8 protein-coding genes are annotated in these 11,116 nt (G+C 26.3%); 3 read left to right on the top strand and 5 right to left on the bottom strand.

The features are described from left to right. Positions 1-99 precede the first annotated feature (99 nt). Together NG904_RS06845 and NG904_RS06840 are read right to left on the bottom strand one after the other, a co-directional pair. Positions 100-522, bottom strand: coding sequence for a UDP-N-acetylglucosamine pyrophosphorylase (locus tag NG904_RS06845; RefSeq protein WP_252230657.1), 423 nt, complete (start codon positions 520-522; stop codon positions 100-102). A gap of 312 nt (positions 523-834) precedes the next feature. After that, positions 835-5,139, bottom strand: a complete 4,305-nt coding sequence (locus NG904_RS06840; RefSeq protein ID WP_252230655.1) for a 2-hydroxyacyl-CoA dehydratase — start codon at positions 5,137-5,139, stop codon at positions 835-837. A 198-nt stretch (positions 5,140-5,337) separates the two neighbouring features. Between NG904_RS06840 and NG904_RS06835 the strand changes: the two genes are divergently transcribed. Beyond that, positions 5,338-5,691, top strand: a complete 354-nt coding sequence (locus NG904_RS06835) for a tetratricopeptide repeat protein (protein ID WP_252213159.1) — start codon at positions 5,338-5,340, stop codon at positions 5,689-5,691. 49 nt (positions 5,692-5,740) lie between these two features. On the opposite strand, the gene NG904_RS06830 is transcribed toward NG904_RS06835, so the two are convergent. The 3 genes from NG904_RS06830 to NG904_RS06820 are packed head-to-tail and all read right to left on the bottom strand — an operon-like array spanning position 5,741 to position 8,753. Beyond that, positions 5,741-6,805: a transglutaminase-like domain-containing protein gene (locus NG904_RS06830; RefSeq protein ID WP_252226133.1), complete on the bottom strand. Its 1,065-nt coding sequence runs from the start codon at positions 6,803-6,805 to the stop codon at positions 5,741-5,743. Between the two features lie 12 nt (positions 6,806-6,817). Further along, entirely contained in the window at positions 6,818-7,456 is a 639-nt protein-coding gene (recX, locus tag NG904_RS06825; RefSeq protein ID WP_252213157.1) for a recombination regulator RecX, read from the bottom strand. Between the two features lie 55 nt (positions 7,457-7,511). Further along, the gene (locus tag NG904_RS06820) at positions 7,512-8,753 is read right to left on the bottom strand and encodes a M16 family metallopeptidase (RefSeq protein WP_252213156.1); all 1,242 of its coding nucleotides are present in this window, start codon (positions 8,751-8,753) and stop codon (positions 7,512-7,514) included. A gap of 179 nt (positions 8,754-8,932) precedes the next feature. Here NG904_RS06820 and NG904_RS06815 point away from each other — a divergent pair, with 179 nt between their 5' ends. Then, complete coding sequence (locus NG904_RS06815) at positions 8,933-9,604, top strand: response regulator transcription factor (protein WP_252213155.1); 672 nt, start codon at positions 8,933-8,935, stop codon at positions 9,602-9,604. After that, positions 9,604-11,112: a HAMP domain-containing sensor histidine kinase gene (locus NG904_RS06810; RefSeq protein ID WP_252213154.1), complete on the top strand. Its 1,509-nt coding sequence runs from the start codon at positions 9,604-9,606 to the stop codon at positions 11,110-11,112. Before NG904_RS06815 ends, NG904_RS06810 begins: the two co-directional genes overlap by 1 nt. Positions 11,113-11,116 lie beyond the last annotated feature (4 nt).

Here is an 11,116-nt window from a genome sequence, read left to right as displayed (position 1 = left end):
ATTTTAGCATTCCTAAGTTCAATTACTCCGCTCACTTTTCTTATGCATATATCAACACTCTGCTAAAACAGAGCCTTTAATTTAATACCTAAAATTCGCTTATTTTATAAGCTTTATTACTTCATCTACACTAGCTTTTATAGTAAATATCATATTTTCATCAATTCGTAACTTACATTCATTTTGGTTAACTTTTATTTCATTTGAACTAAGTCTGTTTTTATTAGATAATTCTATATATTTAGTTGAAGATATCTCTACATTAAATTTTTTTTCTTTTGCACCAGTAAGCTTTAATGTACTTCCTTGTCCATTATTATCTTTTATTTTTATATCTATAATATTATTTCCTTTACTAATACAACCTAAAGTTAATCCTGGAACTCTTTGTATATTAGCCATTCCTCTTAATGTCATCCAACCACCATTTAATGTTGATTTCACTAGTAAATCTAGTTCATGCTTTTTTTCTAATTTTTTTAAAGCTTGACCTAATTCAAATATTGTTAATTCTAATTTCATCTAAAATTCACCTCTTTATTCTACATAAGTACAATAAAATTATATCTTAACCTGTACACAATTTAAACATCTAAATAATTAGGATATGTTTTAAATATGTGTTGATATATGCAATAGGCAGAGAGGCATTGTAATTGGACTTTGAGACTTCTCAATGAGTATTGTCACACTTACTGCTTGTCTTAATTTTATATTGGGAGCAAGCTAAAATGGGACTATATTCATTTTTAGTATTCCTAAATTCAATTACTCAGCCCACTTTGCTTACGCATATATCAACATGCTACAAAAACATAATCAAATAATAAAATGTTATTCTTTTTTTTCCAAGGTTATACTAACTTCTTTTTTTAACACATTGTCATTAGATTCTATATTCTTGCATAATATAATTTGATCTTCTATATTTTTAAATGCAACTGAAAGCATTAGCTTAATTCTATTTAATTGATTTACATTTGATGCACCTGGATCATAATCTATTGCAACTATATTAGACTTTGGATATTTTTCTTTAAGTGCTTTTATCATACCTTTTCCGGTTACATGATTTGGTAAACATGCAAAAGGTTGCATACACACTATATTTTCAGCATCATTTTCAATCAACTCAATCATTTCTGCCGTTAAAAACCAGCCTTCTCCAGTTTGATTTCCAAGCGATACTATTGGTGAAGCTAATTCACCTAATTCTGTTATATGCTTTGGTGCTGTAAATCTACTACTATTGTCTAAATATTTTTTCATAGATTTTCTAAAACTTTCTATATATGCTATAGCCAATTTGCTAATAACTTTATTCTTTAAACTTCCTGCAAGATAATCATGCTTAAAAACATCATCATATGCTGAATATAGGAAAAAGTCTAATAAATCAGGCACTACAGCTTCAGCACCTTCTCTTTCCAATATACCAACTATATCATTATTAGCAGTGGGATGGAACTTAACTAATATTTCACCCACAACTCCAACTCTTGGCTTCTTAATATCTAGTAATGGTAATTTATCAAAAGCTTCTATTATTTCTTTTATATTATTATTAAATTCTTTCTTACTTCCAGTTCTTATAATCTTCTTAGCCTTCTCGTTGAATTTTTCATACAATGAAAATGCAGAACCTTTTTCTTTTTCATATGGTCTTGTCCTATATAGTGTTTTCATAAATAAATCACCATATATTAAAGCCATTAGTGATTTATTTAAAAATTTAAAAGTTACTTTAAATCCTGGTTGTTTTTCTAGTCCTACTGCATTTAAAGATATTACAGGTACATTTTCAAATCCTGCATGTTTTAAAGCCATCTTTAAAAATCCTATATAATTAGTTGCTCTACATCCGCCACCAGTTTGACTTATAATAACTGATGTATTATTTAAATCATATTTTCCTGATTTTAAAGCATTAATCATTTGACCAATGACAATTATAGATGGATAGCATGCATCATTATTTACATATTTTAACCCTTCCTCAATAGCTTTAGTATCAATTGAAGGTAACACTTCAATATTATACCCACTTGCTCTTCCTGCTTCTTCTACTAAATTAAAATGAATTGGAGACATTTGTGGTACAAGTATCGTGTGGGTTTTTTTCATTTCTTTTGTAAAAATAGGATTTTTATATTCTATTTTTTCTTCAATAGGGGCATAATTTTTTCTTAATCTTTCTTCTATTGCAGCTTTTAATGATCTAATTCTAATCTTAGCTGCTCCTAAATTATTTCCTTCATCTATCTTAAGTAAAGTATATATCTTCCCTTTAGCGCTTATTATTTCAGAAACCTGATCACTTGTTACAGCATCTAGTCCACATCCAAAAGAATTTAATTGAATTATTTCAAGATTATTATTTTCTGATACAACTTGTGCTGCTCTATATAATCTTGAATGATAAGTCCATTGATCTACAACTCTAAGTTTGTTTTTTAAAGTACCTAAATGAGATATACTATCTTCTGTTAATACAGCCATGCCATAAGAATTTATTACATCAGGAATTCCATGATTTATTTCTGGATCAATATGATATGGTCTACCACATAAAACTATTCCGTATTTATTGTTATCTTCAAGATATTTTAAAACTTCTTCACCTTTATTTTGTATATCTTTTTTATATTCATCTCTTTCTTTAGCTCCTAAATATACAGCTATTTCTGCTTCTTTTAATGTAACATTATAATCTTTAAATTCTTGAACTATTCTCTTTGCTAATTCTTTTTCATCATTTAATGAAAAGAATGGAGAAATATATTTTATATTTTTATCTTTTAATTCATCAACATTATTTTTAATTACTTCAGGATATGATGTTACCATTGGACAATTATAATTATTGTTAGCACTTACAAATTCATTCTTCTCATATGGTATACAAGGGTAAAAAATAGTTTTCACTCCTGAATCTACAAGTGACATAATATGTCCATGAACTAATTTTGCTGGATAACAAGCTGATTCTGATGGTATTGTTTCTATTCCCTTTTCATATATCTTTTTACTTGACGAAGGTGATAATTTTACACTAAATCCAAGTGCTGTTAAAGTTTTAAACCAAAATGGATAATTCTCATACATATTTAATACTCTTGGAATTCCTATTACTCCTCTTTTAGCTTCATTTTCTTTAAGAGGAATGTAATTAAAAGTTCTCTTATACTTATATTTGTATAAATTAGGAATATCATTTTTAGTTTTATCTACTCCAAGTGCTCTTTCACATCTATTACCTGAAATAAACTCTTCATCAGTAGAGAATTTATTAACAGTCAAAAGACAATTATTTCCGCATTTCCCACATCTCTTAAATACTGCTGTCATATTAAAGTTGTTAATTTTATCTTTAGAAAGTATACTAGATTTTTCTCCATCTACATATCTTTCTTTTGATATTATTGCACATCCAAAAGCACCCATAAGACCTGCTATATCTGGTCTAACTGCTTCTCTACCTGAAACAAGTTCAAAGCTTCTAAGTACAGCATCATTGTAGAATGTTCCACCTTGTACTATTACTTTATCTCCAATATCTTTTTCATCTCTTAATTTAATAACTTTAAATAAAGCATTTTTTATTACAGAATATGATAAACCAGCAGATATATCAGAAATTTCAGCACCTTCTTTTTGTGACTGCTTAACTCTTGAATTCATAAAAACAGTACACCTTGAGCCCAAATCAACAGGTGCTTTTGATTTAATTGCTTCCTTTGCAAAATTTTCAATTTTCATATTTAAGGATTTCGCAAATGTTTCTATAAAAGAACCACATCCAGATGAACAAGCTTCATTTAACAATATACTATCTATTGTTCCATTTTTTATCTTTAAGCATTTCATATCTTGTCCACCAATATCTAAAATAAAATCAACTCCTGGTAGAAAATATTCTGCAGCCTTATAGTGAGCAATTGTTTCTATTTCTCCAATATCAATATGTAATGCTGATTTAATTAAAGCTTCTCCATATCCTGTTACAGTTGTATTTGTAATTTCAACTTCACTTGGTAATTTGGAATATAAGTCTTTTAACATTTGTATAACTTTTTTAAGAGGATTACCCTCATTACCTTCATATAAAGAATATATAAGTTCATCTTTATCATTTATCAATGCAATTTTAGTAGTTGTTGATCCTGCATCTATTCCTAAAAAAGCCTTACCTTTATAATTATTTAAATCTCCTCTTTTTACCTTAGCCTTTTCATGTCTTTTTTTGAATTTTATATATTCATCTTCATTTTCAAATAATACATCTAATCTTTCAACATCATCATCTTTTATTGCAGATAAATTTTTTACTTTTTTTACTATACTCTCAAGATCTGTAAAGTTATTTTTTGTTGATAATAATGCTGCTCCTTGTGCTACAAATAATTGTGGATTTTTAGGAAAAATCACTTCTTCTTCTTTTAGGTTTAATGTTTCTATAAATCTTTGTCTTAACTCGGATAAAAAGAATAATGGTCCTCCAAGGAAAGCTACATTTCCCTTTATAGGTTTACCGCACGCTAGTCCACTTATAGTTTGATTAACCACTGCTTGAAATATAGACGCCGAAATATCTTCTTTACTTGCGCCTTCATTTATAAGAGGTTGTACATCTGTTTTTGCAAATACTCCACATCTTGATGCTATTGGATATATAACATTAAAACTTTTAGCATATTCATTTAAACCACTAGCATCAGTATTTAATAAAACAGCCATTTGATCTATAAATGCTCCTGTTCCCCCTGCGCAGCTTCCATTCATTCTTTGTTCAAGTCCACCTCTGAAATAAGTTATTTTAGCATCTTCTCCACCTAATTCTATTACAACATCTGTTTCTGGAATTATTGTTTCAACTGTTTTTGAACATGCAATAACTTCTTGTATAAATTCTACATTAAGCCATTTAGATACAGAAAGTCCTCCAGAGCCTGTTACGCTTAATGTACAATAAATATTTCCAAGATCTTTATATGCTTCTTCTATTAACTCTATAATAGTACTCTTTATATCAGAATAATGTCTTTCATATTTACTATATACTAATTGCTCTTTATGATTAAGAACAACTAGTTTAACCGTTGTCGAGCCAATGTCTAATCCTATTTTATAGTTCTTCATCTTCAATTTCACCTACTCTAAATTAAAATACAAATTCTATATTAATATTTTTATTTGTATACAACATTATTATTTCAATTTTGTTTTATTTATGTATAGTAGTTATTTTACATGTCTATAATCTAAATGTATTTAATTAGTATATTGGAGATCTTATATATTTTAATAACTTATAAAATAATATATTCGGAGGTTAAAATGAACTATTTTAATGAAGGAAATAAATTGTACAATACTCAAGATTATTTACGAGCTATTGATTGTTATAAAAAATCTGCTACTCAAAAACAAAATGAGGCTTGTTCATATTATAATGCTGGTGTTTGTTTTATTAAGTTAAAGCAGTTTGATAAAGCAATCACTATGTTAAAAAATGCTCTTACTATTCAAAATGAAAGCAAATATTATTTTAATTTAGGCTACTGCTACACTATGAAAAATAAACTAAATAAAGCCTTGCAATTTTTTAATATAGCATGGGCTATTAGCAATGATGATACTGATTGCGAAAAAGCCATAAATTTAATACTTACAAAAATATCAAAAAAATAATATACTTCTTATATTTTATAAGAAGTATATTATAAATATGCTTCTTACTCTACCATTCTCCTGCAATATTATCTTTTATATGTATCTCATCAAAATTATCACAGTCAAAATAATTCCCCGCATTATAAAATGTTGAATCAACTTTAATCCATTTGTTTTCATCACTTAAGTATACTTCATTCCATGCATGACTTATATATTCTTCTCCATTATATGCTTTTCCAGTTATTAATCTAACCTTAAGGTTAGTTGCTCTTGCCATAGCTACATAAAGACATGCATAATCAAAACATATACCATTTCTTTCTTCATATGCACATATGGCACCACTATTTTTTACATTTTCTGAATTTAAAACTCTAGTCGCTTTGTCGTAATCATAAGTTATATTAGAGCCAATCCAAGAATATAATTTTTTTGCCTTTTCTCTATCATTCTTACTTGATGATACTATTTTTCTTGCCTTTTCGTTAATAACATCATTAGATTTTACCCCTTCATCTAAAGTAATCCCATTATAATAAATGATTCTATTCGATGCTATATCCTTAATCAGTCCATTATTTATGATTTTAGATTTATTTTTATCTATAATATCTTCTACTTTATTAAACGCAGTAATATCATTAAAAATATTAATCTGATAAGGATTGTTAGGAATAGAATTAAACATTATTATAGGAACAAATAATATCAATATAAAAATACAAGCTCTAGCGATACCAAATATAGTTGAAAAAATAATTAGTAATGTTTTACTTTCATTTATAACTTTCTTTCCACCGCTAAAAATAGTTGATTGTATTATTGAAATTATAAATTTTATTATAAATTTTATAATTATAAATAAGGCTATAATACCAATTATTTTGATTATTCCATTAGTTAAATATAAATCTCCTAAAATGTTTTTAATAAAGTATGATAATATACTATTAATATTCTCATATTTTAACAAAATCAGCATAAATGTCAATATGCTTGCTATTGTATCTATTATAGGAGCAATAACATAATCAATATTGGAATTCCTTAATACCTTTATTATACTAAACATTATTGACAGTCCTATTATACCAAAAATCATAACTTTGTATAAAAGAATTTTTTCCATTTATGTTCTCCTTTAATCAAAAAGTTCAAAATCCATGGCCTCTTTAACTACGTCTTTGATAATCTCATATCCATAGCCTTTTGATAATAAAAATCTGTATAATTTATTTGATATCTTATACATATCATCTTCCGTTTTTCTAAGACTATTTAGCTTCTTTTGTGCTAAAACAAGTGCACTTTGTTTTTCATTTTCTTTATCTATACTGCTAAGTTCCTCTTCTATAACATCTTTAGATATTCCCTTTTGCATAAGTGAGTATCTAATTTTATTACTCCCTTGAGATTTCAACTTATCTTTAACAAATTTATTAGTATAATCTTTATCATCTAAAAAATCATACTCCTTTAAAAAATCTATTGCCTTAGTTATAGCCTCTTCATCATATCCCTTTAAATTCAATTTATCTCTTACTTGTTTTTCTGTTTTTAAATTTCTTTCTATAGTTCTTATTGCAGCTTCTCTACATTTTATAATAGCATCTTTATTTGCTAATTCCTTAAGTTTTTCTGAATCTACATTATCTTTTACCTTAATTCCCTCTTTATATATAAGTTCAGCACTTATAGAAAATGCATACTCCTCATCTAAAAATACATTAACTCTTTCTTTATTTCTCTTTTGAATTTCTAGTTTTGTTATTTTAGCCATTTGATTTTCTCACCTTAACCTATTTAAATTTGATTTAAAACTGTGTAAAATTTTATTAATTAGATTTTAGTATATGAATAGTTGGACTTTTAAAAACTTTTTTACTCACTTCATTTATTTTGACTTTGTCAATATTATTTAATCGTTCCATATCTTTAACAAATTCAAATATATCTTCACCTTCAAGTTCTTGATGTAACATATAATTACAAAGCTCTAAAGAATCCTCTAATGTTGAAATTACTGCTGTTTTATGAACTTTTTTCATTACGTCTAAATCTCTATCACCTATTTGAATTTTTCCATCAATGATATTCTTCAATGTTTCATCTATTGCACTTTTAGCTTCTTCTAAGTTTTCTTCAGCTACTGATGTGTATATATATAGTGTTTTTATATTAGTACTTATTTCTAAGTTTGTATATATATCATAAGCAAGACCTCTATTTTCTCTTACTTCTCTAAATAAAAGCGAATTAGCGCTCTCTCCCAGTCTATGGTTTAATATTCTAAGTGGTAATTCATCTTCTTTTTCTAACTCGTTGAAAGTATACAAATAAATTATTGTACTTTGTTCTATATCTTTTTTGTACGTAATTTTTGTTATACTCTTATTTTTTTCTTTAACAACCTTTAGATTTTCTGGTTTTTCTCCAGTCCACATACCAAAATTTTCTTCTATTAATTTTATTGCTTCATCATGACTTAATGATGAAACCATTGTGATTAATGAATTTTTAGGTGTATAGTATTTTTCATAGTATTTTTTAATTTCTTCTCTAGTAAATTTATTAACATTGTCTTCAAGACCTGCTACTTCGTATTTTAAAGGACTTTTAGTAAATGCTACATTATTTACATTTTTAAAGCTATAATCTTCTAAGTCATCTTTTCCAGTCCTTATTTCAGCTAAAATTACGCCTCTTTCTTTTTCTATTTCACTTGCTTCGAATTTAGAATTTATAATCATATCACTTAATATTGATACTCCATTATTAAATTCTTCCATCAAACAACTAATTGTATACACAGTAGCTTCGTAATCAGTGTACGCATTGTACTCTCCCCCTAAAGCTTCTAAATCACTATTAAGCTCCTCATCACTTCTTTTGTATGTTCCCTTAAATAAACAATGTTCAATAAAATGACTTATCCCCTTTTGTTCTAAACTCTCATTTAATGCACCCACTTTAACACCTATATTTATAGACGCTATTTGTGTATTCTTGTTTATAGTTATTACCTCTAACCCATTTTTTAACTTATGCCTTTTTATATCAAAATTTAATTTTATCATTCACTCTTCTCCTAATAAATTATAACTACTTAAATATATAAAGTATCTAAAATAAAATTATAACACATTATTTAAACTTCATTAATATGTAGATTCTCTTATTATAGATATATTCTTAAAGTAATGCTAAAATATATAAAAAGTATATAATTCTAATTTTAAAGGAGTGAAGTATAAATATGAGGAAATCAATCTTAATTGTGGAAGATGAACTTAAAATTAGATTTTTAATTAGAGACTATCTTTTAAAAGATGGTTTTAATATTTATGAAGCATCAAATGGAGAAGAAGGACTCTTCCAATTTAGTAAAGAAAAAATTGATTTAATACTCTTAGATATAATGATGCCAAGGATGAATGGGCTAGAGATGCTTGAAAGACTTAGAGAAGTATCAAATGTTCCTGTAATTTTACTTACTGCTAAAGGTGAAGAAGAAGATAAACTTGAAGGATACGAATTTGGTGCAGATGATTATATGACCAAACCTTTTAGCCCTAAAGTTCTGGTTGCAAAGGTTAAGGCATTACTAAAAAGAACAAGAGAAGATTTAGACTCAAGTATTCAAAATTTCAATGGTTTAAGTGTAAATCAACTTTCTCATGAGGTTAAAGTTGATGATAAAATAATACTTTTATCCCCTAAAGAATACGAGCTTTTAATTTATCTAATAAATAATGATGGAATTGCATTAAGTCGTGATAACATATTGGATAATGTATGGGGCATTGATTATTATGGTGATATTCGTACTGTGGATACTAACATTAAAAGACTTAGAGAAAAATTGCTGGACAAATCATCTTATATAGTCACTGTTCGTGGTAGTGGCTACAAATTTGAGGTTAAATAATGAAACATAGCTTATCTAAAAGATTATTTGTAATAACTCTTTGTCTTATATTTGGACTATTATTATTAGTTTACTTTACACAATCTTTCTTGTTTGAAAAATTTTATTTCTATAGAAAAACTTCTTTTTTGGTAAAAGAAATAAGTAAAATACAGACTTTGTATTCTTATCAAAATAATGATGATTATGCTTTATATCAAGTTCTTGATAAATTTGAAAATGACAACAACTCAAAAGTTGCAATTTTTTCCCTAAATGGAGAATTAATGTATCTGCCAAATAAAATTGAAAATAAAGATAACATAGCTATATTAACTAAATTTTGCGATGAACTTATAAATAATAAAACTTTAATTTTAGATGTTATAAATTCATCACAAATAAAAGTAACTAGATTCTACAACAAGGAAGCTGAAAATCAAAAAATTGGTATAATAGCACCTATGTCTTTAAAATCTAATAATGATAGTGTTATAATTTCAGTTTCATCAATTCAGCCAATTGAAGAAGCTTCAAAGATAATTGATGAATTTTATATTTATGTATTTTTAGGTTTAACAATAATAGCTGGTATACTATCCTCTATTTACTCTAATTTAATATCTAAGCCACTTACAAGCTTAAATAATGTGGCTAATAAAATGTCTAATATGGATTTTACTGTTTCATGTGATGTAGAAAGAGAAGATGAAATTGGAAATTTAGCTAGAACATTAAATTTTCTCTCTAAAAATCTTCAAAACGCTTTAACTGATTTAAAACAGAAAAATCAAAAGTTAGAAGAGGATATTGAAAAAGAAAGAAAACTTGAAAATATGAGAAAAGAGTTTGTAGACAATGTTAGCCATGAATTAAAAACTCCTATAGGAATAATTGAAGGCTATGCTGAAGGTCTTAAGGATGGAATAGTATCTGGAGATGATGCACTAACTTATTTAGAAACTATAATTAGTGAATCTCAAAAAATGAATATCTTAGTTAAAAATATGTTAGAACTATCAAAACTAGAATCAGGTACTATAAAACCAAAACTAGAATCATTTAATATTAATAGATTAATTTCTAAAATTTTAAAAAATAATCATTTAAAATTTGAAGAATATGACTTAAAAGTTGAATTTACTTCAAGTAGTCCTTATAGTTATGTTTATGCAGATATATTTCAAATGGATCAAGTAATAACTAATATTATAACTAATGCAATTAAATATACTCCTACACATAATTTAATAAATGTATCTGTAACTGAAGAAAATGATAAATTTAAAATCTCCATAAAAAATATGGGTATAAATATCCCTAAAGAAGAACTTAAGAAATTATTTGATAAATTTTATAGAATTGATAAATCAAGAGAAAGAACTAAAGATAGTACTGGTCTTGGATTATCTATAGTAAAAAATATATTAAAACTTCATAATAGTGAATTTAATCTTCAAAACATAGATAATGGAGTTGAATTTTACTTTTATTTAAATAAAATTGTTATTAATGATGATTGTGAATAAAAGA

This window comes from Clostridium sp. ZBS15 (assembly GCF_023845705.1).
Taxonomy (GTDB): Bacteria; Bacillota; Clostridia; order Clostridiales; family Clostridiaceae; genus Clostridium; species Clostridium aquiflavi.
The sequence above is the reverse complement of the archived record's forward strand: the minus strand, read 5'-3'. Positions and strand labels throughout refer to the sequence as shown.

What these genes read in the sequence shown, in the direction of transcription:
- recX (WP_252213157.1), bottom strand. Translation starts at nt 7,456, where the DNA reads ATGGCTAAAATAACAAAACTAGAAATTCAAAAGAGAAATAAAGAAAGA.
- NG904_RS06830 (WP_252226133.1), bottom strand. Translation starts at nt 6,805, where the DNA reads ATGGAAAAAATTCTTTTATACAAAGTTATGATTTTTGGTATAATAGGA.
- NG904_RS06820 (WP_252213156.1), bottom strand. Translation starts at nt 8,753, where the DNA reads ATGATAAAATTAAATTTTGATATAAAAAGGCATAAGTTAAAAAATGGG.
- NG904_RS06810 (WP_252213154.1), top strand. Translation starts at nt 9,604, where the DNA reads ATGAAACATAGCTTATCTAAAAGATTATTTGTAATAACTCTTTGTCTT.
- NG904_RS06815 (WP_252213155.1), top strand. Translation starts at nt 8,933, where the DNA reads ATGAGGAAATCAATCTTAATTGTGGAAGATGAACTTAAAATTAGATTT.
- NG904_RS06845 (WP_252230657.1), bottom strand. Translation starts at nt 522, where the DNA reads ATGAAATTAGAATTAACAATATTTGAATTAGGTCAAGCTTTAAAAAAA.
- NG904_RS06835 (WP_252213159.1), top strand. Translation starts at nt 5,338, where the DNA reads ATGAACTATTTTAATGAAGGAAATAAATTGTACAATACTCAAGATTAT.
- NG904_RS06840 (WP_252230655.1), bottom strand. Translation starts at nt 5,139, where the DNA reads ATGAAGAACTATAAAATAGGATTAGACATTGGCTCGACAACGGTTAAA.